The organism is Pseudomonas sp. S150 (assembly GCF_004526365.1).
Classification (GTDB): Bacteria; Pseudomonadota; Gammaproteobacteria; order Pseudomonadales; family Pseudomonadaceae; genus Aquipseudomonas; species Aquipseudomonas putida_A.
Genome location: NZ_CP038207.1, coordinates 3182508 through 3207528 on the forward strand (window position 1 = coordinate 3182508; position 25021 = coordinate 3207528).

The following is a 25021-nucleotide window of genomic DNA, read 5'->3' on the forward strand; positions in this document are numbered from 1 at the left end:
TTCACTTCCTCGGGTCGAAGGCATCGCGAGCGGACTCGCCGATAAACACCAGCAAACTCAACATCAGCGCCAGCACCGCGAACGCGCTCATGCCCAGCCATGGTGCCTGCAAGTTGGATTTGCCCTGGGCCACCAGTTCACCCAGCGACGGACTGCCGGCCGGCAAGCCGAAGCCGAGGAAGTCCAGCGCAGTCAGGGTGCCGATGGCGCCGGTAAGGATGAACGGCATGAAGGTCATGGTCGAGACCATCGCGTTGGGCAGGATGTGGCGGAACATGATCGCACCGTTCTGCATGCCCAGCGCCCGTGCCGCACGCACGTATTCAAGGTTGCGGCCACGGAGGAACTCGGCGCGCACCACGTCGACCAGGCTCATCCACGAGAACAACAGCATGATCCCCAGCAGCCACCAAAAATTCGGCTGGACGAAACTGGCGAGGATGATCAGCAGGTACAGCACTGGCAAGCCCGACCAGATCTCCAGAAAGCGTTGCCCGGCCAGATCGACCCAGCCGCCATAGAAACCCTGCAGCGCGCCGGCGATCACGCCGATGATCGAGCTGAGCACGGTCAGCGTCAGGGCAAACAGTACGGAAATGCGGAAGCCGTAGATCACCCGTGCCAGCACATCGCGGCCCTGATCGTCGGTACCCAGCAGGTTGTCCGCCGAGGGCGGGGCTGGGGCCGGGACTTTCAGGTCGTAGTTGATGCTCTGGTAGCTGTAGGGGATCGGCGCCCACAACACCCACGCATCCTTGGCCTTGAGCAGTTCGCGGATGTACGGGCTCTTGTAGTTGGCTTCCAGCGGGAATTCGCCGCCGAAGGTGGTTTCCGGGTAGCGCTTGATCGCCGGGAAGTACCAGTTGTTGTCGTAATGCACCACCAGCGGCTTGTCGTTGGCGATCAGCTCGGCACCGAGGCTCAGGCCGAACAGGATCAGAAACAGCCACAGCGACCACCAGCCGCGCTTGTTGGCCTTGAACAGTTCGAACCGGCGGCGGTTGAGAGGGGACAGGTTCATCTCAATGCTCCCGGCTGGCGAAGTCGATGCGCGGATCGACCAGGGTGTAGGTGAGATCGCCGATCAGTTTCACCACCAGACCGAGCAGGGTGAAGATGAACAGAGTGCCGAACACCACCGGGTAATCGCGGTTGATCGCCGCTTCGAAACTCATCAGACCCAGACCGTCGAGGGAGAAGATCACCTCCACCAGCAACGAGCCGGTGAAGAAGATGCCGATGAACGCCGACGGGAACCCGGCAATCACCAGCAACATGGCGTTGCGGAACACGTGGCCGTAGAGCACGCGGTTGCGCGTCAGGCCCTTGGCCTTGGCGGTGACCACGTACTGCTTGTTGATCTCGTCGAGGAAGCTGTTTTTGGTCAGCAGGGTCATGGTCGCGAAGTTGCCGATCACCAGCGCGGTCACCGGCAGCGCGAGGTGCCAGAAGTAGTCGAGGATCTTGCCGCCGAGGCTCAGCTCATCGAAGTTGTTCGAGGTCAGCCCGCGTAGCGGGAACCAGTCCAGATAGCTGCCGCCGGCAAACACCACGATCAGCAGAATCGCAAAGAGGAACGCCGGAATCGCATAGCCGATGATGATCGCCGAACTGGTCCACACGTCGAAGTGGCTGCCGTGCCGCGTGGCCTTGGCGATCCCCAGCGGGATCGACACCAGGTACATGATCAGCGTGCTCCACAGCCCGAGCGAGATCGATACCGGCATCTTTTCCTTGATCAGGTCGATGACCTTGGCGTCGCGGAAAAAACTGTCGCCGAAATCCAGCTTCGCGTAGTTCTTGACCATGATCCACAGACGTTCCGGGGCCGATTTGTCGAACCCGTACATGTGCTCGATTTCCTTGATCAGCGCCGGGTCCAGACCTTGCGCGCCACGATAGGCGGAGCCGGCCACCGAGACCTCGGCACCGCCACCGGCGATGCGGCTGGTGGCGCCTTCGAAGCCTTCGAGCTTGGCGATCATCTGCTCCACCGGGCCGCCGGGCGCGGCCTGGATGATCACGAAGTTGATCAGCAGGATGCCGAACAGGGTCGGGATGATCAGTAGCAGTCGCCGAAAGATATACGCCAGCATCTGATTACTCCGTGCCCACAGGGTCGGCTTGCAGTTTGGTTTCGACTTCTATGGCGGGTTTCGCGTCAGGCTTGACCCACCAGGTGTTAATCCCGATGTCGTATTTGGGCGAGACTTTCGGGTGACCGATGTGGTTCCAGTACGCCACGCGCCAGGTCTTGATGTGCCAGTTGGGGACCACGTAGTAACCCCATTGCAGCACCCGATCCAGCGCTCGCGCATGGGCCACCAGGCTGCTGCGCGAGTCGGCGTTGATCAGGTTCTCCACCAGTTGATCGACGATCGGATCCTTCAGGCCCATGGTGTTGCGGCTGCTCGGTTTGTCGGCGGCGGCGCTCATCCAGAATTCGCGCTGCTCGTTACCCGGCGAGTTGGATTGCGGGAAGCTGCCGACCATCATGTCGAAGTCCCGCGAGCGCACGCGGTTGATGTATTGCGAAACGTCGACACGGCGGATCACCAGATCGATGCCGAGGTCGGCCAGATTGCGTTTGAACGGCAGCAGCACGCGTTCGAATTCGGTCTGCGCCAGAAGGAACTCAATGACCACCGGTTTGCCGTTGGCGTCTACCATTTTGTCGTCGACGATCTTCCAGCCGGCCTCCTGCAGCAATTGATAGGCCTCGCGCTGCTGGGCGCGGATCATGCCGCTGGCGTCGGTCTTGGGGTTCTCGAAGGCTTCGCTGAACACCTGGGCCGGCAGTTTGCTGCGAAACGGTTCGAGGATCGCCCGTTGCTCGGCGTCGGGCAGGCCGGTGGCAGCCATTTCCGAGTTCTCGAAATAGCTGCGGGTGCGGAAGTAGGCACCGTTGAACAGCTGCTTGTTGGTCCACTCGAAATCGAACAGCAGGCCGAGCGCCTGCCGCACCCGCACATCCTGAAACACCGGGCGGCGAAGGTTGAAAACGAAGCCCTGCATGCCGGTCGGGTTGCTGTTGGCGATCTGTTCCTTGATCAAGCGGCCTTCGGTGACCGCCGGGATGTTGTAAGCGTTGGCCCAGTTCTTCGCGGTCATTTCCAGCCAGTAATCGAACTGGCCGGCCTTCAGCGCTTCGACGGCGACGGTGTTGTCGCGGTAGTAATCGGTGGTCATTACGTCGAAGTTGTAGAACCCGCGATTGACCGGCAGATCCTTGCCCCAGTAATCCTTGACCCGCTCATAGCGCACCGAGCGCCCGGCTTTCACTTCGGCGACCTTGTACGGGCCGCTGCCCAGCGGGATCTCCAGATTGCTCTTGGAAAAATCACGACTGGCCCACCAGTGTTTCGGCAGCACCGGGAGCTGACCGAGGATCAGCGGTAACTCGCGATTGTTGGTGTGCTTGAACTTGAACAACACCTTGAGCGGGTCTTCGGCGATGGCCTCTTCGACATCGCTGTAGTAGCCGCGAAACAGCGGCGAGCCGTCCTTGGTCAGGGTCTGGAAGCTGAACACCACGTCTTCGGCGCGCACCGGATGGCCATCGTGAAAACGCGCTTCCGGGCGCAGGTAGAAACGTACCCAGCTGTTGTCCGGGGCTTTCTCGATCTTCGCGGCGATCAGGCCGTACTCGGTGAACGGCTCGTCGAGGCTGTGCTTGGTCAGGGTGTCGTAGATCTGCCCGATATCATCGGCCGGCACGCCTTTGCTGATGAACGGGTTGAGGCTGTCGAAGCCGCCGAACCCGGCCTGACGGAAGATCCCGCCCTTGGGCGCGTCGGGGTTCACGTAATCGAACTGCTTGAAGTCCGCCGGGTATTTCGGCGGCTCGTTGTACAGGGTCACAGCGTGTTGCGGGGCAGCAATCGCCAGCCCGGCGAACAGCAGACCGCTGGCCTGCACGAGCAGGGCGCGGATGGGCGTCATTTATTGTTCTCCGAAGATTTCAGCCACCACGCGCTCAGGCCCAGGGTGTAGGGCGGCGTGGTGACGAAGGCCAACCGGTTGCGGTAGGCCAGTCGGTGATAATTGAGGTACCAGTTGGGAATGCTGTAGTGCTGCCAGAGCAGCACGCGGTCCAGCGCCTTGCCGGCGGCGACCTGTTCGTCGCGGGTTTGCGCGGCGAGCAATTGTTCGAGCAGGTGATCGACCACCGGGTTGGCAATACCGGCGTAATTCTTGCTGCCCTTGACCCCGACCTGACTGGAATGGAAGTACTGCCATTGCTCCAGACCCGGGCTGAGGGTCTGGTTGAGGGTCATCAGGATCATGTCGAAATCGAACTGGTCCAGGCGCTGTTTGTACTGGGCGCGATCCACCGTGCGCAGGCGTGCGTCGATGCCGATGCTGTTAAGGTTCTCGATATAGGGCTGGAGGATCCGCTCAAGGTTCGGATTGACCAGCAGCAGTTCGAAGCTCAGCGGTTGCCCTGCGGTGTTTTGCAGACGCTGGCCGTTGAGTTTCCAGCCGGCCTCGGCGAGCAGCGCCAGGGCCTTGCGCATGGTCTCTCGCGGGATGCCACGGCCATCGGTTTGCGGCAGGGTGAACGGCTCGGTGAATAGCTTCGCGGGTAACTGATCTTTATACGGCTTGAGCATCAGCCATTCGTGCCCGACCGGCAGGCCGCCGGCGCTGAATTCGCTGTTGGGGTAGTAGCTGGTGGTGCGTTTGTAGGCATCGCTGAACAGTGCGCGGTTGGTCCATTCGAAGTCGAACATCAGGCCCAGCGCTTCGCGCACCTTGACGTCGCTGAAGGTTACACGCCGGGTGTTCATGAACAGGCCTTGGCTCTGCGTCGGGATCTGGTGCGGAATCTGCGCCTTGATCACTTCGCCACGGCGCACGGCCGGAAAGTTGTAGCCGTTGGCCCAGTTCTTTGCCTGATGCTCGATGTAGATGTCGAATTCGCCGGCCTTGAACGCTTCGAAGGCCACGTCGCTGTCGCGGTAGAACTCGACTTCCATGCGATCGAAGTTGTACTTGCCGCGATTGACCGGCAGATCCTTGCCCCAGTAATCCTTGACCCGCTCGAAAATCAGCTGCCGCCCCGGCGTCACCGAGGTGATGCGGTACGGGCCGCTGCCCAGCGGTGGTTCGAAGGTGGTGGCCTTGAAGTCGCGATCCTTCCAGTAATGCTGCGGCAGCACCGGCAACTCGCCGAGGCGCAGGATCAGTAACGGATTGCCCGAGCGTTTCATCACGAAACGAATGCGCTGCGGGTTGAGGATGTCGACCCGCGAGACTTCCTGCAGGGCGGTGCGGTACAGCGGGTGGCCGTCCTTGAGCAGTGTTCGGTAGGAGAACGCCACGTCGTAGGCGGTGATCTGGGTGCCGTCGTGAAAGCGCGCTTCCGGGCGCAGATTGAACACCACCCAGCTGCGATCTTCGCTGTACTCCACCGATTGCGCGATTAAGCCATAGCTCGATGCCGGCTCGTCACCGGACGGTGAATACTGGCCGGTGCCGACCATCAGCGGCTCGTTCAGCTCATTGATGCCGTACTGCAGGAAATTCGGTGTGGTAACCGGGCTGGTGCCCTTGAACGTGTATGGGTTGACCGTATCGAAGGTGCCGAACGCCATCACCCGCAACGTACCGCCCTTGGGCGCTTGCGGGTTGACCCAGTCGAAGTGGGTAAATCTGGCCGGGTACTTGAGCGTGCCGAACTGCGCATAACCGTGACTTTCGGTAATCGTCGCGCTTGCGGGTGAGCTCAAGGCCAGGCTGATCAGGAGCAGGAGGAGGGGACGCTTCAAGTCAGATCCGATCCAGGCGGCTTGGGCTTTGTGGGCCGTACAGTAACAGCTTGTCTGGACAGGAAAAAGACAGAGGTTAATGTGGGGTTAATCGGCAAGGCCAAGAGCCCCTCACCCTAACCCTCTCCCGGAGGGAGAGGGGACTGACCGAGGTGTTTATGAGAAGTACGCCGACCTGAAATATCGAGTTGAACCCAGGTTTGAAAAAAAACCCAATCTGCTCCCTTTCCCCCTCGCCCCCTTGGGGGAGAGGGTTGGGGTGAGGGGGAGAAATTTTGAGGGCGCAAACAAAATCAAGCCAGGCGCCAGGCGAAAAAAAGCCCCTGAAAGTTCAGGGGCTCTTCTGTCAGTGCGGCTGATAAACCGTGAGCATCTGCCCAGGCTTGAGGGCCTTGCCGGCACCCGGGTTCCAGCGCTTGAGATGCTGCATCTCGACGTTGAAACGCTTGGCTACCACGTACAGGGTGTCGCCACGTTTGACCTTGTACTGGGTCTGCTGCTGGTTGTCTGCCTTGCCTTTGCTCTTGCTGTTGGCGGCGATCACCGTGTTGACCCGGCCACCGCTGCGCGCCGGGGTGCGCTTGGTGTTGTCCTGCATCACCAGGGTCTGGCCGACCTTGAGGTTCTTGCCGGTCAGCTTGTTCCAGCGCTGCAGATCCTTGACTTCGACCTTGTTGGCCTTGGCGATGGAACCAAGATTGTCGCCGCGTTTGACCCGGTAGGCGCGCTTGAGCTTCGCCACTTCAGTCGGATCAGCACCGTCGAACACCGGCTTCAGCGAGCGCGGACTGATCAGCTCTTCAGGCCGCATGGTCTGCAGGCTGGCGGTCAGCAGTTGCGCCTTCGACGTCGGCACCAGCAGATGCTGCGGGCCGTCGATGGTGGTGCGCTGCTTGAAGGCCGGGTTGAGCTGGAACAGCTCGTCTTCGTCGATGTTGGCCACCGCCGCAACCTTGGACAGGTCCATGCGCTGGTTGATTTCGACGACCTGGAAATACGGTTCGTTGGCGATCGGGTTGAGGTTCACCCCGTAGGCTTCCGGGGCCAGCACCACTTGCGACAGGGCCAGCAGCTTCGGCACGTAGGCCTGGGTTTCCGCCGGCAACGACGACAGGTTCCAATAATCGGTCGGCAGGCCAAGCTTCTCATTACGCTCGATGGCGCGGCTCACCGTGCCTTCACCGGCGTTATAGGCCGCCAGGGCCAGCAGCCAGTCACCGTTGAACATGTCGTGCAGACGAGTCAGGTAGTCCATCGCGGCGGTGGTCGAGGCGGTGATATCGCGACGGCCATCATAGAAGCGGGTCTGGCGCAGGTTGTAGTAACGACCGGTGGACGGAATGAATTGCCACAGGCCCGAAGCGTCGGCCCGGGAATAGGCCATCGGGTTGTAGGCGCTCTCGATCACTGGCAGCAGGGCCAGCTCCAGTGGCATGTTGCGCTCTTCGAGACGCTCGACGATGTAATGAATGTAGAGACTGCCGCGTTCGCCGGCGTTCTCCAGAAAGGACGGGTTGCTGGCAAACCACAGGCGCTGCTGCTCGATGCGCGGGTTGACGCCCAGGCCGTCCTGCAGCTGGAAACCACCGCGCATGCGCTCCCAGATGTCCTGAGGCACCTGCGGGCTGGGCTTTTCGCTGAGCCAGATCGGTTTCTGCTTGGCTCGCGCAGCAATGTTCGGCGTATGGCTCGCTTCAGGCTGCGGAGCATGGCTGGAACAGCCCGCCAACGTGGCGGACACAGCCACCGCGATGGCTTGAGCCAGGCGGGTCAGCGTGTCTGAATTGACGGACTTACGTATGGATGACGACATTGGCTGGAAGTAAGTTCCGGGCAAAAATGTCGGGCGATTCTAGAAAGCGCACCCCCTGCGGTCAACCATTCAGAATTTTTGTACCAGCTGGTGAGTCACTTAGAAATTATCTTTCCATGCCCGCAGAGCCGCAAAAACCTCACTCGGCGCCCGGTTTTGAGCGCCTGCCCGTTCGTCCACTTTTTGTGTAACTAATGTTTCAGCGGTACGCAAAAACGGATTTGTGAGCTTTTCCAGGGCCAGGGTCGAGGGCAGGGTCATCACGCCTTTTTCCCGTTGTTGGGTGACTTTTTCCAGACGGGCGGCAATGTCCGGGTTGCTCGGTTCGACGGCCGCAGCAAACTTCAGATTGCTCAGGGTGTATTCATGGGTGCAATACACCAGCGTATCCTCGGGCAAAGCGGCGAGACGGCCGAGCGAGTGGTGCATCTGCTCCGGCGTGCCTTCGAACAGGCGTCCGCACCCGGCGGCGAACAGGGTGTCGCCGCAAAACAGCAGGCCGTGGTGGTAATAGGCAATGTGGCCGAGGGTGTGACCGGGCACCGCATAGACATCGAAGTCCCAGCCGAGCACGCTGACCTTGTCGTTGTCCTTGAGCGCCACGTCGCGCCCCGGGATGTTTTCGCTGGCCGGGCCGTAGACCTTGGCGCCGCTTGCCGCTTTCAGGCGTTCGACGCCGCCGACGTGATCGTGATGGTGATGGGTGATCAGAATGTCGCTCAACACCCAGCCCGGGTGCGCGGCCAGCCAGGCCTGCACCGGCGCGGCATCGCCCGGGTCGACCACGGCGCAACGCTGGGTGCGGTGATCCTGTAACAACCAGATGTAGTTGTCGGTGAACGCGGGCAGGGCACTGATCTGTATCATCGTCGGAATTCGCCAAGCGGAAAACATTGGCGCATCTTAGAGCTTCTAGCGGCGTTGGAGAATGACATGACCGATAAAGCGTTCGCTCAGGCCGATCCCGACTGGCTGGCGTTGATCGGCGCGGCCCGTGAATGGCTGGCCGGCCCGCTCGGGCAATTTCTGCTGGATGAAGAACGGCGCATGCTCGAAGACGAGTTGGGGCGGTTCTTCGGCGGCTATCTGGTGCATTACGGGCCGTCGGCCCAGACCCCGCCGTCGGCGCCGCAGGTGCAGCGCAACGTGCGGCTCGGCGCACCGTTGCCGGGTGTCGAGATCGTCTGCGAGGAACAGGCCTGGCCATTGAGTGAGCACGCCGCCGACGTGGTGGTATTGCAGCACGGTCTGGATTTCTGCCTGTCACCCCACGGTTTGCTGCGCGAAGCGGCGAGCAGCGTACGCCCCGGCGGACATCTGCTGATCATCGGCATCAACCCCTGGAGCACCTGGGGTTTGCGCCACGTATTTGCCCACGACGCCTTGCGCCAGGCACGCTGCATCTCGCCATCGCGGGTCGCCGACTGGCTCAATCTGCTGGGCTTTGCGCTGGAGAAACGCCGCTTCGGGTGCTATCGTCCGCCGCTCGCGTCGCCCAAGTGGCAGGCCCGACTGGCCGGCTGGGAACGCAAGGCCGGCGACTGGCAACTGTCGGGCGGTGGCTTCTATTTATTGGTCGCGCGCAAGATCGTGGTTGGCCTACGCCCGGTGCGTCAGGAGCGCCGCGAGCCGATGGGCAAGCTGATTGATTCCGCTGCCGATGGCCAAGGTCAACCGCCGTCGTATCGAACCGTAAACCTTCTTTTTTATAGTGGCCGGACTTGTTCCGGCCGCGGCCATCGTCGATCCGCGATTGACGGGGCCAGGCATTTTTCTGGATAGAGTGGCATGAGCGAAAGCGTCGATAGCGTAGAACTGTTCACCGACGGTGCCTGCAAGGGCAACCCCGGCCCGGGCGGCTGGGGCGCCTTGCTGGTGTGCAAGGGCGTCGAAAAGGAACTGTGGGGCGGCGAAGCCAATACCACCAACAACCGCATGGAACTGCTCGGCGCCATCCGTGGCCTCGAAGCCTTGAAACGGCCGTGCGAAGTGCTGCTGGTGACCGACTCGCAATACGTGATGAAGGGCATCAACGAGTGGATGGCCAACTGGAAAAAGCGCGGCTGGAAGACGGCGGCGAAAGAGCCGGTGAAAAACGCTGATCTGTGGAAAGAGCTGGACGAGCAGGTCAACCGGCACAAGGTCACCTGGAAGTGGGTGCGCGGGCACATTGGTCATCACGGTAACGAACGGGCGGACCAATTGGCCAACCGTGGGGTGGATGAAGTTCGCGGGTACAAGCAGAGCTGATTCCCTCCGTTGCACCGAGTCGTGGCCTTCGCGAGCAAGCCCGCTCCCACACTGGATCTCCTGCGTACATCAGCACTGTGTCCACCGCAGATCAATTGTGGGAGCGGGCTTGCTCGCGAATGGAGCGACTCGGTCTACCTGAAACACCCCCACCGAGCGTGTTAACATCGCCGCTTTTGCACGATTGACCCCGTTGAGAATTGAACACTGATGGCCACCAGATCCGTTGTACTCGATACCGAAACCACCGGCATGCCGGTGACCGATGGTCACCGGATCATTGAAATCGGCTGTGTCGAACTGATCGGTCGGCGCCTGACGGGCCGGCATTTTCACGTCTACCTGCAACCGGATCGCGAGAGTGACGAAGGCGCGATCGGCGTTCACGGCATCACCAACGAATTCCTCGTCGGCAAACCGCGTTTCGCCGAAGTGGCCGACGAGTTCTTCGAGTTCATCAACGGCGCGCAACTGATCATCCATAACGCGGCGTTCGACGTTGGCTTCATCAACAACGAATTTGCCTTGATGGGTCAGCACGATCGCGCTGACATCACGCAGCACTGCACCATCCTCGACACCCTGATGATGGCCCGGGAACGTCACCCGGGGCAGCGCAATAGCCTCGACGCCTTGTGCAAACGTTATGGCGTCGACAACTCCGGCCGTGAACTGCACGGCGCCTTGCTCGACTCGGAGATTCTCGCCGACGTCTACCTGACCATGACCGGTGGCCAGACCAGTCTGTCGCTGGCCGGCAACGCTTCCGACGGCAATGGCACGGGCGAGGGCGCGGACAACTCCGCCACCGAAATCCGTCGTCTGCCGGCGAGTCGTCAGCCTGCGCGGATCATTCGGGCGACGGAAGAGGAACTGGCGGCGCATATGGCGCGGCTGGAGATCATTGCCAAGTCGGCGGGCGGGCCGGCGTTGTGGACGCAGATTGCCGAGGCTGATGCTCAAGCTTGACCCCCTCTGTGGCGAGGGAGCTTGCTCCCGCTTGGCTGCGAAGCAGTCATAAAACCTGAATGCACTATTGATGCTGAACGAATACTGGGGGCCGCTTCGCGCCCCAGCGGGAGCAAGCTCCCTCGCCACAAAAGCCGAGTCAGGCTGAATGAAGCCAACTGGCCACCCTCGCCACTTTCGCTGCAACCCTCTACCCTGAGTGCATTGGCAGACTTTGATCCGCCGCCTCAGGACACTGAGCCTCATGTACAAAGATTTGAAGTTTCCGGTGTTGATCGTCCACCGCGACATCAAGGCCGACACGGTCGCCGGTGACCGTATCCGTGGCATCGCCCGGGAGTTGGAGCAGGAAGGTTTCAATATCGTTTCGGCCATCGACTACACCGAAGGGCGGTTGGTGGCCTCCACCCATCATGGTCTGGCGTGCATGCTGATCGCTGCCGAAGACGCCAGCACCAACTCGCATCTACTCCAAAACATGGCTGAACTGATCGGTCTGGCGCGAGTGCGGGCGCCGGATCTGCCGATCTTCGCGCTGGGCGAACAGGTCACCCTGGAAAACGCCCCCGCCGATGCCATGGCCGAGCTCAATCAACTGCGCGGCATTCTCTACCTGTTCGAAGACACTGTGCCGTTTCTGGCGCGGCAAGTGGCGCGGGCCGCGCGCAAGTATCTGGACGGTCTGCTGCCGCCGTTTTTCAAGGCGCTGGTGCAGCACACCGCCGACTCCAACTATTCCTGGCACACCCCCGGGCATGGCGGTGGCGTGGCTTATCACAAGAGTCCGGTGGGGCAGGCGTTTCATCAGTTCTTTGGCGAAAACACCCTGCGTTCGGACTTGTCGGTATCGGTGCCGGAACTCGGTTCGCTGCTCGATCACACCGGCCCGCTGGCTGAGGCCGAAGAGCGTGCGGCGCGCAACTTCGGCGCCGATCACACGTTTTTCGTGATCAATGGCACCTCGACCGCCAACAAGATCGTCTGGCACTCGATGGTCGGTCGGGATGATCTGGTGCTGGTCGATCGCAACTGCCACAAGTCGGTGCTGCACGCGATCATCATGACCGGCGCGATCCCGCTGTACCTGTGCCCGGAGCGCAATGAGCTGGGGATCATCGGCCCGATTCCGCTGAGCGAATTCAGCCGCGAGTCGATCCAGGCCAAGATCGACGCCAGCCCGCTGACCAAAGGCCGGGCGCCGAAAGTCAAACTGGCGGTGGTGACCAACTCGACCTACGACGGCCTGTGCTACAACGCCGAGCTGATCAAGCAGAGCCTGGGCAACAGCGTCGAAGTGCTGCATTTCGATGAGGCGTGGTACGCCTACGCGGCGTTTCACGAGTTCTTCGCCGGGCGTTATGGCATGGCCACCTCGCGCACAGAAGACAGCCCACTCGTGTTCACTACCCATTCCACGCACAAGCTGCTCGCCGCATTCAGCCAGGCCTCGATGATTCATGTGCAGGACGGCGGCGCGCGGCAACTGGACCGTGACCGTTTCAACGAAGCGTTCATGATGCACATCTCAACCTCGCCGCAGTACAGCATCATCGCTTCGCTGGATGTGGCCTCGGCCATGATGGAAGGCCCGGCCGGGCGCTCGCTGCTGCAGGAAACCTTCGATGAGGCGCTGAGTTTTCGCCGGGCGCTGGCCAATCTGCGCCAGCACATTGCGGCGGACGACTGGTGGTTCTCGATCTGGCAGCCGCCCGGCGTCGAAGGCATCGACCGGGTGCAGACTGAAGACTGGCTGCTGCAGCCGGACGCCGACTGGCACGGCTTCGGCGAAGTCAGTGACAACTATGTGCTGCTCGACCCGATCAAAGTGACCCTGGTCATGCCCGGGTTGAATGCCGGTGGCGCGCTGAGCGAGAAGGGCATCCCGGCGGCGGTGGTCAGCAAGTTCCTCTGGGAGCGCGGGCTGGTGGTGGAGAAGACCGGGCTGTATTCGTTCCTGGTGCTGTTCTCGATGGGCATCACCAAGGGCAAGTGGAGCACGCTGCTCACCGAATTGCTGGAATTCAAGCGCAGTTACGACGCCAACGTCAGTCTGGCCACTTGCCTGCCTTGCGTGGCGCAGCAAGACACCGCGCGCTATCGCGGCATGGGCCTGCGTGACCTGTGCGATCAACTGCACGCCTGTTACCGCAGCAACGCCACCGCCAAACATCTGAAGCGCATGTACACGGTACTGCCGGAAATCGCCATGAAGCCGGCCCATGCCTATGATCATCTGGTGCGCGGCGAAGTCGAGGCGGTGCCGATCGATGAGCTGGAAGGACGGATCGCGGCGGTGATGCTGGTGCCGTATCCACCGGGAATTCCGTTGATCATGCCGGGGGAGCGCTTTACCGAGGCAACCCGCTCGATCATCGACTACCTGAAGTTTGCCCGCACGTTCGATAGCAGCTTCCCCGGTTTTGTCGCTGATGTGCATGGACTGCAACATGAAGACGAGGGCAATGGACGGCAGTACACCGTCGATTGCGTCAAGGAATGAGGACTTTTCCGAGTATGCAACCGGTCATGAATCCGAAATACCCAGGGCTGTCGGTGCGCGTCGCCGACGATGGTTTCGCGGCGTACATCTGGGGCAGCGACTTCAGTTTCGAGGTCGCCGCGTACGGTGCCGCCGTCATTGGCCAACCGGTCGAGCGCTGGGCGGTGACGCCGATCGTGCCGTATCGCAAGTGCTACGGCATTGATCCTGAAGAGTTCAGCAGCTATCGCGATGCCGCCGACAGCGAGATTTTCATGGCGTATCTGGATGACGAGCCGGTCGGCCATCTGGTGATCAGCACCAACTGGAACGGCTTTGCTCACATTGATGAACTCGCGGTGCACGCACCGGCGCGCCGGCATGGTGTGGCCAAGGCGCTGCTGGATGTCGCGCAGTTCTGGAGTCGCAAGAAAAAACTGCCGGGGATCATGCTCGAGACGCAGAACAACAACCTCGGCGCCTGTCGTTTGTATGAGCGTTGTGGCTACGAGATTGGTGGTATCGACCATCTACGTTATCGCGGGATTGATCCGAACACCGCGGAAATCGCGCTGTTCTGGTACCGGCTGTTCGATAACCCGCTGGAAAACCCGCTCAGCTCGCCAGCATCGCCTCGGCTTGTTCCGTGACAATCGTCAGCAGCGTCTGAATCGCTGTGGGCGTGGCGCTGTGTCGGTAGGTCAGGGCATACAGGCTGATCGGAACCGCCGGTGACAATGGGCAGACATCCAGTCCGCTCGTCCGCGCGCCGAGGGCGGTGAACGGGTCGACGATGGCCAGGCCTTCGCCGGCCTCGACCATGCTGCGCATCATCTGATGGGTTTGTACTCGGGTCTGGATGCTCGGCGCCGGGCGCAGGGCCTGGAGTTTGTTCTCCAGCGCCGGGCTCAATGGGTCGTGGCCTTCGAGGCCAACCATTGCCTGGCCAGCCAGATCCTGCAGGGAAATGTATTTCTGCTTCGGTTGCAGCCAGCCGTGGGGCGCGAGCAGTTGCAGCTTGCCGTGGGCCAATGGCTGGCAGTGGATGTCGGGGTGTTCCGGATCGTGCAGGCTCAGGCCCAGATCGCTTTCGCGCAGCAGCAGGCTGCGGACGATGTCGCAGGTCGGAGAGCTGAGCAAGCGGCAAGGAGCGTCGGGCAACCGTCGGCGCAGCAGCGCGATACTTTGCGGCAACAGCTGTTGCGCCAGCGGCGGGGTGCCGATGATGCGCAGGGGCGGGGCGAGGTATTGCTTGAGGCTGCTGGCCAGACGCTGCACCGGCTCCAGCGCCTGATAGACATGAGCGATTTCCACCTGCAACGCCCGCGCTTCAGGCGTCGATTGCAGCCGGCCGCGTACGCTGGCGAACAGCATGAACCCCAGCTCGCTCTCGGCTTCGCGCAAACGCTCTTCGACCTCGGTCACCGGGAGCTGCAGCCATTCGGCGGCGGTGCCCAGGTGACCGGTCTGCAAGAGCGCCTGAATCACTTCGATATGACGTAAACGCATGCGTGAAGTCCATGTTCAGCAGGTGGGGTCAGTGGCTGAATCCTACCCCAAGTCTGCGCATATGACTTCTGCTCATAACGGCCAGTTATGACGCGACGGTTGTCTCAGGCTCGCGGGTCAGGGTGATACCTGACTGAACCAGGAGAAACTCGGTGTCACTGACTTTGTTGACGCGATCGCCAATGGCCAGTTTGTAAATCGGCTCCGAGCCAGTGGAACCGTCTGCCGACGGGGTGGATTCCTGGAACTCATGCACGGAATAAACGCGGCCTTCCGCATCTCTTGCATGGAACTGACCGACGAGTACTGCTGCCATCTGCTTAGAACCTCTGGAGATAAAACGCTTGATTTGCGGCTTGGTAGACCGTCATCAAGCCCTGTAAGTTTTCCTACAGGAAAAAAATAATCAGCGCGCATGAATTTCCCTTGCTCGCTGGTGAAACTGTCATCGAATCATCTATAACTACTGGCTCTTCCCACCGACAGTCGAGAGTCTTCCATGAGCAATGTCTACAACGTCGCTGTAGTCGTCGGCAGCCTGCGCAAAGCATCGATCAACCGCAAAGTCGCGCTGGCGCTGGCCCAACTGGCACCGGCGAACCTCAAACTGAAGATTGTCGAGATTGGCGACCTGCCACTCTATAACGAAGACATCGACGGCGATTCACCGCCGGCAGCCTACAGCACTTTCCGCCAGGAAGTCGGTTCTTCCGACGCGGTGCTGTTCGTCACCCCGGAATATAACCGCTCGGTGCCGGCGCCTTTGAAGAATGCGATTGACGTGGGTTCACGGCCGTATGGCAAAGCCGTCTGGAGCGGCAAACCGGGTGCGGTGATCAGCGTGTCGCCGGGGGCGATCGGCGGTTTTGGCGCCAACCAGCATTTGCGCCAGTCCTTCGTGTTTCTCGATGTGCCGTGCATGCAGCAGCCGGAAGCGTATCTGGGTGGCGCGGGTTCGGCGTTTGACGAGGCGGGCAAGTTGAGCGAGTCGGTGAAACCGTTCCTGCAGAATTTCATCAATGCGTATGGGGAATTTGTGGAACAACACAAAAAATAATCTGGTCAGAGCTGCGATAAAACAGAGATCCTGTGGGAGCGGGCTTGCTCGCGAAAGCGGTGTGTCAGACACAAAGTTGTCATCTGACACACCGCTTTCGCGAGCAAGCCCGCTCCCACGTTTGGATCTCCACTCATTGAATAATTGAAGGCTGTCGCGAATGCTCGCTGCGTCACTGATCTTCCTGCTGACCATCACCCTTGTCATCTGGCAACCCAAAGGCCTCGGGGTCGGCTGGAGCGCGACGCTCGGCGCCGTGCTGGCACTGATCTTCGGCGTCGTGCACCTGAGCGATATTCCGCTGGTGTGGCAGATCATCTGGAACGCCACCGGCACCTTCGTTGCGCTGATCATCATCAGCCTGTTGCTCGACGAAGCGGGGTTCTTCGCCTGGGCTGCGCTGCATGTAGCACGCTGGGGGCGGGGCAGTGGGCGCAAGCTGTTTGCCTTCATGGTGCTGCTCGGCGCGCTGGTGTCGGCGTTGTTCGCCAATGACGGCGCGGCGCTGATCCTCACGCCGATCGTGATTTCGATGCTGCTGGCGCTGCGCTTTTCCCCGGCGGCGACCTTGGCGTTCGTCATGGGCGCCGGCTTCATCGCCGACACCGCGAGCCTGCCGCTGGTGGTGTCGAACCTGGTCAACATCGTTTCGGCGGACTTCTTTCACATCGGCTTCAACCGCTATGCGGCGGTGATGGTGCCGGTCAACTTCGTCAGCGTGGCCGCGACGCTGGGCGTGCTGATGTGGTTTTTCCGTCGCGACATCCCTAAGGCTTACGATCCCGAACAGCTCGAACAGCCGCACACGGCGATCCACGATAAGGCCACGTTCTATGCCGGTTGGGTAGTGCTGGTGATTCTGTTGATCGGCTGCTTCTTCCTCGAACAGCTGGGCATCCCGATCAGCGCGATCTCGGCGGTCTGTGCGGCGCTGCTGCTGGGGATCGCCGCCCGTGGCCACAAGATTTCCACGCGCAAGGTGCTGAAAGAAGCGCCGTGGCAGATCGTGATTTTCTCCCTCGGCATGTATCTGGTGGTGTATGGCCTGCGCAATGCCGGGCTGACCGGGTATCTCGCTGGCTGGCTGGATGTGTTCGCCGGGTACGGCGTATGGGGCGCGGCGCTGGGCACCGGGGTGCTGACGGCGTTGTTGTCATCGATCATGAACAACTTGCCGACAGTGCTGATCGGCTTGTTGTCGATCGATGCCAGTCAGGCCAGCGGTGTGATCAAGGAAGCGATGATCTACGCCAACGTGATCGGCAGCGATCTGGGGCCGAAAATCACCCCGATCGGCAGCCTGGCGACCTTGTTGTGGCTGCATGTGCTGGCGCGCAAGGATATCCGGATTGGTTGGGGGTATTACTTCAAGGTCGGGATTGTCCTGACGGTGCCGGTGTTGTTGATTACCTTGGCGGCGTTGGCGTTGCGGTTATCCATCTAGAACGCGTTGGCCCCTTCGCGAGCAAGCCCGCTCCCACATTTTGAGCAGCATTCCAAATGTAGAAATTGGAATGCCATCCCCTTGTGGGAGCGGGCTTGCTCGCGAAAGGGCCGGTCCAGGCACTGCAGAAACTCAGGCCTGGCCCGGCACATTCGGCCAAAGATCCGCCACCAGAAACAACCGCTCCGCCTCTTCCCATTCGCCCTGCGCATTCTCGGTCAGGCGCACCAGCAGTTGCGCCGGGGCCATCGGTTCCAGGTCGTCCAGCCACATCTGCAGATGTTCAGCACTCCAGGTCTGATCCGCCGGGTAGTGTGCCGGCGCCAGCCACGCATGGCGGGGCAGGGGTTGCCAGCGCCCGGCCGGACGTTGAGCGACGAACGCCGGCCAATCCTTCTGATGCAGCCAACTGCCACGCAGGTGCTGCGGATGCGCGCCTTTCGGTGGTTCGGCCTGACCGGGCCACGGGTACAGCAGATAACCGCCCAGCCACAACTGCGCACTGAACACCTCGATATCCAGCTTCGCCAGCACCTCGCGACTTTCCGGGCGCGCCGAGATCGGCAGTTGGTGTTCGGCCAGATGCGCCAGTTTGCGGTCCAGTCGATCATGACAACCCGGCCCCAGCCATTGCGCCGGGTCGTGGCCGTCGCCTTCCTGCGGGCCGAGGTAGAGCTTGATCGCCAGTTCCAGGTGATGCACGCCGTCGCGGTCGCGCAGCAGCATGTCGAGTTCACCGAGGGTGTGGCCTTCGCGGCGGATCGGCAGGTTGGCGGCAATCAGTTCGATGCCCGGCGCATGCTCCACGGCAAACTGCCACAACCGTTCGTAATAAAGGCCCAGCCGCCGGGTACGCGCCTGCGACAGCCAGTGCAGCAAACCATAACTGTCACGATCAAGTTGCCGCAGCCAGTGCTCCAGGCGCTGCGGATCACTGACCCAGTCGCTGCCGGCCAGCGGATGGCGCTGCGGCCACGGCGTTGCGGCCAACATCGGCGGCGCGAGAATCACCCACGCCAGATCACGCACTTCGGGATGGCGTAATTGGTGTGGCAACTGAAGCAGGTCGGGAAACAGGATCATCTTGCGAGCATAGCCTTAAACACGCGCGCACCCTTGAGGCTGAAAGGATTTTGTCTATCGCGGGCTTTCGCCCATAATCGTGTTTTTCGCGTTTTCGATTGTCCGCAGAGGTCCCATGGAGCAATTTCGTAATATCGGCATCATCGGTCGCCTGGGCAGTTCCCAGGTGCTGGATACCGTCCGCCGACTGAAACGCTTTCTGCTCGATCGTCACCTGCACGTGATTCTCGAAGACACCATCGCCGAAGTCCTGCCGGGCCACGGCCTGCAAACCTCGTCGCGCAAGATGCTCGGCGAAGTCTGCGACATGGTCATCGTCGTCGGCGGTGACGGCAGCCTGCTCGGCGCCGCGCGGGCGCTGGCCAAGCACAATATTCCGGTACTCGGGATCAACCGTGGCAGCCTCGGTTTTCTCACCGACATTCGCCCCGATGAGCTGGAAGTCGAAGTGGCCAAGGTGCTCGACGGCCATTATCTGGTGGAAAACCGCTTCCTGCTGCAAGCCGAAGTGCGCCGGCATGCCGAGGCCATTGGCCAGGGCGATGCACTGAACGACGTGGTGCTGCACCCGGGCAAATCGACGCGGATGATCGAGTTCGAGCTGTACATCGACGGCCAGTTCGTCTGCAGCCAGAAGGCCGACGGCCTGATCGTCGCCACGCCGACCGGTTCCACCGCGTACGCGTTGTCCGCTGGCGGGCCGATCATGCATCCCAAGCTCGATGCCATTGTGATCGTGCCGATGTACCCCCATATGTTGTCGAGCCGGCCAATTGTGGTCGATGGCAACAGTGAGCTGAAAATCGTCGTGTCGAAAAACATGCAGATTTACCCGCAAGTCTCCTGCGACGGGCAGAACCACTTCACCTGCGCGCCGGGCGACACCATCACCGTGAGCAAGAAAGCCCAGAAGCTGCGGCTGATTCACCCGCTCGACCACAACTACTACGAAGTCTGCCGGACCAAGCTCGGCTGGGGCAGCAAGTTGGGTGGTGGAGGCGACTGATGCTCGATCCCGCGCGCAGTTATGACTTGATTGGTGACGTGCACGGATGCGCCCTGACCCTCGAACACTTGCTTGACCGTCTCGGTTATCACAAGCAGGGCGGGGTCTGGCGGCATCCATCGCGCATGGCCGTGTTCGTCGGCGACATCATCGACCGTGGCCCGCGAATCCGCGAGGCACTGCACATCGTCCACGACATGGTCGAGGCCGGGCAGGCGCTGTGCATCATGGGCAACCACGAATTCAACGCACTGGGCTGGAGCACGCCGGCGCTGCCGGGCAGCGGCAAGCAGTTCGTCCGTGAGCACACGCCGCGGCACGCGCGCCTGCTGCACGAAACCCTGACCCAGTTCGAAGACCATCCGGGCGACTGGCATGACTTCCTCAACTGGTTCTACGAGCTGCCGCTGGTGGTTGATGCCGGGCGCTTCCGTGTGGTGCACGCCTGTTGGGATGCCAGCCTGATCGAACCGTTACGCGGGCTGTTTCCCGATGCGCGCATCGACGAGCATTTTCTCCAGGCCTCGGCCGTGCCCGGCAGTTTCGCCTGCACCGTGTTCGACCGCTTGCTGCGCGGCACCGACATGCGCCTGCCGGATGGCTTGACCATGACCAGCGGCGACGGTCTGGTGCGCTCGTTCTTCCGCACCAAATTCTGGGAAGACGACCCGAAAACCTACGGCGACATCGTCTTCCAGCCGGATGCATTGCCGGAGCCGGTGGCGCAGAAGCCGCTGACCTCCAGCGAAAAAAACAATCTGCTGCGCTACGGCATTGACGAGCCGTTGCTGTTCGTCGGCCACTACTGGCGCAGCGGCAAACCGGCGCCGATCCGCCCGAACCTCGCTTGTCTCGATTACAGCGCGGTGCTCTACGGCAAACTGGTGGCCTATCGTCTGGATCAGGAAACACGTCTGGATCCGCATAAATTTGTCTGGGTCGATGTCGAGCGGCCGGAGGTGCTGCAATGAGTGCGGTAGCGGTATTGCGTCTGCCGTTGGCGGTGGATCTGAGCGGTTTCGTCAAGCTGCTGCAACGGATGCAGGTGCCGCATCGAGTCAGCGAAGAGGCGGGCGAGCAGGTGCTGTGGGCACCTTCGGAAATCAGCGAGGACGTGCGTTCGCTATACGAGCGCTTCCCGGCCGGCGACCCCGATCAGCAACTGGACATCCCGCTGGCGCCGACTTTCAAGCGTCCGAGCTTCGCCGAGCAACTCAAACACGCCAAGGCCACCGGGTTGATCCTGCTGCTGAGCCTGCTGGTCGGTGGCCTGACCTATCTGGGTGACAACCTCGACACCATTCGCTGGCTGACCTTCCTCGACTTCCGCGTGGTCGGCGAGTACATCCAGTTCACGCCGCTGGCCGACAGCCTGGCGGCGGGGCAGTGGTGGCGCCTGTTCACGCCGATGCTGCTGCACTTCGGCATCCTGCACCTGGCCATGAACGGCATGTGGTACTGGGAGCTGGGGCGGCGCATCGAGTCACGTCAGGGCAGCATCAACCTGCTCGGACTGACCCTGCTGTTCAGCCTGGTGTCGAACTACGCGCAGTTTGCCTGGAGCGGCCCGAGCCTGTTTGGCGGCTTGTCCGGCGTGCTCTACGGTTTGCTCGGCCATTGCTGGATTTTCCAGTTGCTGGCGCCGAACCCGGCGTATCGCCTGCCGCGAGGCGTGCTGGTGATGATGCTGGTGTGGCTGGTGATTTGCATGTCCGGACTGGTCTCGATGATCGGTTTCGGCCAGATCGCCAACGCCGCGCACGTCAGCGGGTTACTCATCGGATGCTTCACCGGTTTGTTGGGCGGTTTGTATAACCGCCGTAAACTGGCCGCCTGAAATTTTAAGTGAATAAAGAGCACGGAGACCCTGATGTCCTCTTTTAACGACATGATCAAGAACATCACCCCGGACATCTACGAGAGCCTGAAACTGGCCGTGGAAATCGGCAAGTGGTCCGACGGCGGCAAACTCACCGCCGAACAGCGCGAGCTGTCGCTGCAGGCGATGATCGCCTGGGAAATCCAGAACCTGCCTGAAGACCAGCGCACCGGTTACATGGGCCCGCAGGAATGTGCGTCGAAGTCGATCGAAGTACCGAACATCCTGTTCAAGTCGGATGCCATCCATTGATCGAGATTGGCCGCGGTGCAATCAGCAAAATGTCGGCGCGCCTGGACGGGCCGAATGTGCAATACGCGTTTCGTCTGGATGACGTCGAGGTCCCGGTCAACCCCATGATCGGCACCACGGTGCGTCTGGAGTACCTGGGGGCGATTCATTGCACCCATTGCGGGCGCAAGACCAAAACCAGTTTCAGTCAGGGTTACTGCTACCCGTGCATGACCAAACTGGCGCAGTGCGATCTGTGCATCATGAGCCCGGAGCGTTGTCACTTCGAGGCCGGTACCTGCCGGGAGCCTGAGTGGGGGCAGAAGTTCTGCATGACTGATCATGTGGTGTATCTGGCCAACTCGTCGGGGATCAAGGTCGGTATCACCCGCGCCACGCAGTTGCCGACCCGCTGGCTCGATCAGGGCGCGAGTCAGGCGCTGCCGATCATGCGCGTATCGACGCGCCAGCAGTCGGGCTTCGTCGAAGACCTGTTCCGCAGCCAGGTGGCCGACAAGACCAACTGGCGCGCCTTGCTCAAGGGCGATGCGGCGGCGGTGGATCTGGCCCAGGTGCGCGACCAGCTGTTTGAAAGCTGCGCCGAGGGCTTGCAAGGCCTGCAACAGCGATTCGGCCTACAGGCAATTCAGACGATTGCCGATGTAGAACCTCTCGAAATCCGCTATCCGGTCGAGCAATACCCGGCCAAAATCGTCAGCTTCAACCTGGACAAGAACCCGATTGCCGAAGGCACGCTGCTGGGAATCAAGGGTCAGTACCTGATTTTTGACACCGGCGTGATCAACATTCGTAAATACACGGCCTATCAGCTCGCCGTGCATCAATAAGGATTCCAGCATGCGCACCGAACAACCGAAGATGATTTACCTGAAGGACTATCAGGCCCCCGAGTACCTGATCGACGAGACGCACCTGACCTTCGAGCTGTTCGAGGACCACAGCCTGGTCCACGCGCAACTGGTGATGCGCCGCAACCCGGAGCGTGGCCCGGGCCTGCCGCCGCTGGTGCTCGACGGCCAGCAGCTGGAACTGCTGTCGGTAACCCTGGCCGACCAGGAACTGAGCGCCGGCGATTATCAGCTGAGCGAAAACACCCTGACCCTGCAACCGGCCAGCGCCAGCTTCACCGTCGACACCAGCGTCAGGATCCATCCGGAAACCAATACCGCGCTGGAAGGCCTGTACAAGTCCGGCACGATGTTCTGTACCCAGTGCGAAGCCGAAGGCTTCCGCAAGATCACCTATTACCTCGACCGCCCGGACGTGATGAGCAAGTTCACCACCACGGTGGTCGCCGAGCAGCACAGCTATCCGGTGCTGCTGTCCAACGGCAACCCGATTGCCTCCGGCCCGGGCGAAGACGGCCGACACTGGGCGACCTGGGAAGACCCGTTCATGAAACCGGCGTACCTGTTCGCGCTGGTGGCCGGTGATTTGTGGTGTGTCGAAGACACCTTCACCACCATGACCAATCGCAATGTTGCACTGCGCATTTACGTCGAGCCGGAAAACATCGACAAGTGCCAGCACGCGATGAACAGCCTGAAGAAGTCGATGCGCTGGGACGAAGAGGTCTACGGTCGCGAGTACGATCTGGACATCTTCATGATCGTCGCCGTCAACGACTTCAACATGGGCGCGATGGAGAACAAGGGCCTCAACATCTTCAACTCCAGCGCCGTGCTGGCCCGCGCCGAAACCGCCACCGACGCCGCGCACCAGCGGGTCGAGGCGATCGTCGCCCACGAATACTTCCACAACTGGTCGGGCAACCGCGTGACCTGCCGCGACTGGTTTCAGCTGTCGCTCAAGGAAGGCTTCACCGTGTTCCGCGACGCCGGTTTCTCCTCGGACATGAACTCGGCCACGGTCAAGCGCATCCAGGACGTGGCGTACCTGCGTACCCACCAGTTCGCCGAAGATGCCGGCCCGATGGCCCACGCGGTGCGCCCGGACAGCTTCATCGAGATTTCCAACTTCTACACCCTGACCGTGTACGAGAAAGGCTCGGAAGTGGTCGGCATGATTCACACCCTGCTGGGCGCCGAAGGCTTCCGCAAGGGCAGTGACCTGTACTTCGAACGCCATGATGGCCAGGCCGTGACCTGCGACGACTTCGTCAAGGCCATGGAAGATGCCAACGGTGTCGACCTGACCCAGTTCAAACGCTGGTACAGCCAGGCCGGGACGCCGCGTCTGGCGGTCAGCGAGTCCTACGACGCCGCAGCGAAAACCTACAGCCTGACCTTCCGCCAGAGCTGCCCGGAAACCCCGGACAAAGTGGAAAAACTGCCCTTCGTGATTCCGGTCGAACTCGGTCTGCTCGACAGCAAAGGCAACGAGATCGCGCTGCGTCTGGCCGGTGAAGCGTCGGCGCAAGGCACAACCCGCGTGATCTCGGTGACCGAGGCTGAGCAGACCTTCACCTTCGTCGACATCGCTGAACAGCCGCTGCCATCGTTGCTGCGTGGTTTCTCGGCACCGGTGAAACTGAGCTTCCCGTACAACCGTGACCAGTTGATGTTCCTGATGCAACACGACAGCGACGGCTTCAACCGCTGGGATGCCGGTCAGCAGCTGTCGGTGCAGGTCCTGCAGGAGCTGATCGCCCAGCAGCAGAAGGGCGAGAGCCTGGTGCTCGATCCGCGTCTGATCTCGGCGCTGAAAACCGTGCTGTCCGACGAGTCGCTGGATCAGGCCATGGTCGCCGAAATGCTCTCGCTGCCGAGCGAAGCGTATCTGACCGAAATCAGCGAAGTGGCGGATGTCGAGGCGATCCACACCGCTCGCGAGTTTGCCCGCAAGCAACTGGCGGACAACCTGTTCGAAGCGCTGTGGCTGCGTTATCAGGCCAACCGCGACCTGTCCAGGCAAACGCCGTATGTGGCCGAGGCCGAGCATTTCGCCCGGCGTGCGCTGCAGAACATTGCGCTGTCGTACCTGATGCTCAGCGGCAAGCCGGAAGTGTTGGCCGCGACCCTTGAGCAGTTCGAAAACAGCGACAATATGACCGAGCGTCTGACCGCGTTGGCGGTGCTGGTCAACTCGCCGTTCGAAGAGCAGAAGGCCTTGGCGCTGGCGAGCTTCGCCGAGCACTTCAAGGACAACCCGCTGGTCATGGATCAGTGGTTCAGCGTGCAGGCCGGCAGCACACTGCCGGGCGGTCTGGCGCGGGTCAAGGCGTTGATGCAGCACCCGGCGTTCAACATCAAGAACCCGAACAAGGTGCGTGCGCTGGTCGGTGCGTTTGCCGGGCAGAACCTGATCAACTTCCACGCCGCCGACGGTTCGGGCTACCGCTTCCTCGCGGATCTGGTGATCGAACTGAACGGCTTCAACCCGCAGATTGCTTCGCGGCAACTGGCGCCACTGACTCGCTGGCGTAAATACGACAGCGCCCGTCAGGCGTTGATGAAGGCTGAGCTGGAGCGGATTCGGGCTTCCGGTCAGCTGTCCAGCGACGTATATGAAGTGGTGAGCAAAAGCCTGGCGTAACGCATAACGACATG

The 25021-nt window shown here is 61.3% G+C and carries 21 protein-coding genes and 1 pseudogene; 13 read left to right on the forward strand and 9 right to left on the reverse strand.

Annotated elements, in window-relative coordinates:
• Window position 1: 1 nt before the first annotated feature.
• The 6 genes from E3Z29_RS14610 to gloB form a co-directional block, all read right to left on the reverse strand.
• Entirely contained in the window at window positions 2-1021 is a 1020-nt protein-coding gene (locus E3Z29_RS14610) for an ABC transporter permease (protein WP_064587187.1), read from the reverse strand.
• A 1-nt stretch (window position 1022) separates the two neighbouring features.
• Entirely contained in the window at window positions 1023-2096 is a 1074-nt protein-coding gene (locus E3Z29_RS14615; RefSeq protein ID WP_003224148.1) for a microcin C ABC transporter permease YejB, read from the reverse strand.
• A 4-nt stretch (window positions 2097-2100) separates the two neighbouring features.
• Window positions 2101-3942 (reverse strand): extracellular solute-binding protein, encoded by a 1842-nt coding sequence (locus E3Z29_RS14620; RefSeq protein ID WP_134786108.1) that lies wholly within the window; start codon window positions 3940-3942, stop codon window positions 2101-2103.
• Window positions 3939-5771 carry an extracellular solute-binding protein gene (locus E3Z29_RS14625; RefSeq protein ID WP_134786109.1) on the reverse strand — a complete coding sequence of 611 codons (1833 nt, stop codon included), beginning with the start codon at window positions 5769-5771 and terminating at the stop codon, window positions 3939-3941. The genes E3Z29_RS14620 and E3Z29_RS14625 overlap by 4 nt, the downstream gene beginning before the upstream one ends.
• Window positions 5772-6117: 346 nt before the next feature.
• Window positions 6118-7584, reverse strand: coding sequence for a LysM peptidoglycan-binding domain-containing protein (locus E3Z29_RS14630; RefSeq protein WP_134786110.1), 1467 nt, complete (start codon window positions 7582-7584; stop codon window positions 6118-6120).
• A gap of 99 nt (window positions 7585-7683) precedes the next feature.
• Window positions 7684-8451 carry a hydroxyacylglutathione hydrolase gene (gene gloB / locus E3Z29_RS14635; RefSeq protein WP_098968281.1) on the reverse strand — a complete coding sequence of 256 codons (768 nt, stop codon included), beginning with the start codon at window positions 8449-8451 and terminating at the stop codon, window positions 7684-7686.
• A 66-nt stretch (window positions 8452-8517) separates the two neighbouring features.
• Here gloB and E3Z29_RS14640 point away from each other — a divergent pair.
• From E3Z29_RS14640 to E3Z29_RS14660, 5 genes and pseudogenes are all read left to right on the forward strand, one after another.
• Window positions 8518-9280 (forward strand): annotated as a pseudogene (locus E3Z29_RS14640) (methyltransferase domain-containing protein).
• A gap of 92 nt (window positions 9281-9372) precedes the next feature.
• The gene (gene rnhA, locus E3Z29_RS14645) at window positions 9373-9834 is read left to right on the forward strand and encodes a ribonuclease HI (RefSeq protein ID WP_003224162.1); all 462 of its coding nucleotides are present in this window, start codon (window positions 9373-9375) and stop codon (window positions 9832-9834) included.
• A 210-nt stretch (window positions 9835-10044) separates the two neighbouring features.
• Window positions 10045-10803, forward strand: a complete 759-nt coding sequence (gene dnaQ, locus E3Z29_RS14650; protein ID WP_027613146.1) for a DNA polymerase III subunit epsilon — start codon at window positions 10045-10047, stop codon at window positions 10801-10803.
• A gap of 244 nt (window positions 10804-11047) precedes the next feature.
• On the forward strand, window positions 11048-13303 hold the full coding sequence (locus E3Z29_RS14655) for an Orn/Lys/Arg decarboxylase N-terminal domain-containing protein (RefSeq protein ID WP_134786111.1): 2256 nt from the start codon (window positions 11048-11050) through the stop codon (window positions 13301-13303).
• Between the two features lie 14 nt (window positions 13304-13317).
• Entirely contained in the window at window positions 13318-13932 is a 615-nt protein-coding gene (locus E3Z29_RS14660) for a GNAT family N-acetyltransferase (protein ID WP_134786112.1), read from the forward strand.
• On the opposite strand, the gene E3Z29_RS14665 is transcribed toward E3Z29_RS14660, so the two are convergent.
• Entirely contained in the window at window positions 13898-14791 is an 894-nt protein-coding gene (locus E3Z29_RS14665; RefSeq protein ID WP_134786113.1) for a LysR substrate-binding domain-containing protein, read from the reverse strand. The two genes, E3Z29_RS14660 and E3Z29_RS14665, sit on opposite strands and share 35 nt — an antisense overlap.
• 85 nt (window positions 14792-14876) lie before the next feature.
• On the reverse strand, window positions 14877-15107 hold the full coding sequence (locus E3Z29_RS14670) for a hypothetical protein (protein ID WP_007965845.1): 231 nt from the start codon (window positions 15105-15107) through the stop codon (window positions 14877-14879).
• A 183-nt stretch (window positions 15108-15290) separates the two neighbouring features.
• On the opposite strand from E3Z29_RS14670, the gene E3Z29_RS14675 reads away from it, so the two are divergent.
• Entirely contained in the window at window positions 15291-15848 is a 558-nt protein-coding gene (locus E3Z29_RS14675) for an NADPH-dependent FMN reductase (RefSeq protein WP_134786114.1), read from the forward strand.
• A gap of 160 nt (window positions 15849-16008) precedes the next feature.
• Window positions 16009-17292, forward strand: coding sequence for an arsenic transporter (locus E3Z29_RS14680; protein WP_098968286.1), 1284 nt, complete (start codon window positions 16009-16011; stop codon window positions 17290-17292).
• A gap of 132 nt (window positions 17293-17424) precedes the next feature.
• Here E3Z29_RS14680 and E3Z29_RS14685 read toward each other — a convergent pair whose 3' ends face one another.
• Window positions 17425-18375, reverse strand: coding sequence for a DUF1853 family protein (locus E3Z29_RS14685; RefSeq protein ID WP_134786115.1), 951 nt, complete (start codon window positions 18373-18375; stop codon window positions 17425-17427).
• 115 nt (window positions 18376-18490) lie between these two features.
• On the opposite strand from E3Z29_RS14685, the gene E3Z29_RS14690 reads away from it, so the two are divergent.
• From E3Z29_RS14690 to pepN, 6 genes are read left to right on the forward strand one after another with little or no spacing between them, the layout of a single operon-like run.
• On the forward strand, window positions 18491-19381 hold the full coding sequence (locus tag E3Z29_RS14690) for an NAD(+) kinase (RefSeq protein ID WP_003224174.1): 891 nt from the start codon (window positions 18491-18493) through the stop codon (window positions 19379-19381).
• Complete coding sequence (locus tag E3Z29_RS14695; protein WP_372241222.1) at window positions 19378-20352, forward strand: metallophosphoesterase; 975 nt, start codon at window positions 19378-19380, stop codon at window positions 20350-20352. The genes E3Z29_RS14690 and E3Z29_RS14695 overlap by 4 nt, the downstream gene beginning before the upstream one ends.
• Window positions 20349-21218, forward strand: a complete 870-nt coding sequence (locus E3Z29_RS14700) for a rhomboid family intramembrane serine protease (RefSeq protein ID WP_027613138.1) — start codon at window positions 20349-20351, stop codon at window positions 21216-21218. The genes E3Z29_RS14695 and E3Z29_RS14700 overlap by 4 nt, the downstream gene beginning before the upstream one ends.
• A 33-nt stretch (window positions 21219-21251) precedes the next feature.
• Window positions 21252-21512 (forward strand): YeaC family protein, encoded by a 261-nt coding sequence (locus E3Z29_RS14705; RefSeq protein WP_003224178.1) that lies wholly within the window; start codon window positions 21252-21254, stop codon window positions 21510-21512.
• Entirely contained in the window at window positions 21509-22339 is an 831-nt protein-coding gene (locus E3Z29_RS14710) for a DUF2797 domain-containing protein (protein WP_027613137.1), read from the forward strand. Before E3Z29_RS14705 ends, E3Z29_RS14710 begins: the two co-directional genes overlap by 4 nt.
• Window positions 22340-22349: 10 nt before the next feature.
• Window positions 22350-25007, forward strand: coding sequence for an aminopeptidase N (gene pepN, locus E3Z29_RS14715; RefSeq protein WP_134786116.1), 2658 nt, complete (start codon window positions 22350-22352; stop codon window positions 25005-25007).
• Window positions 25008-25021: the final 14 nt, after the last annotated feature.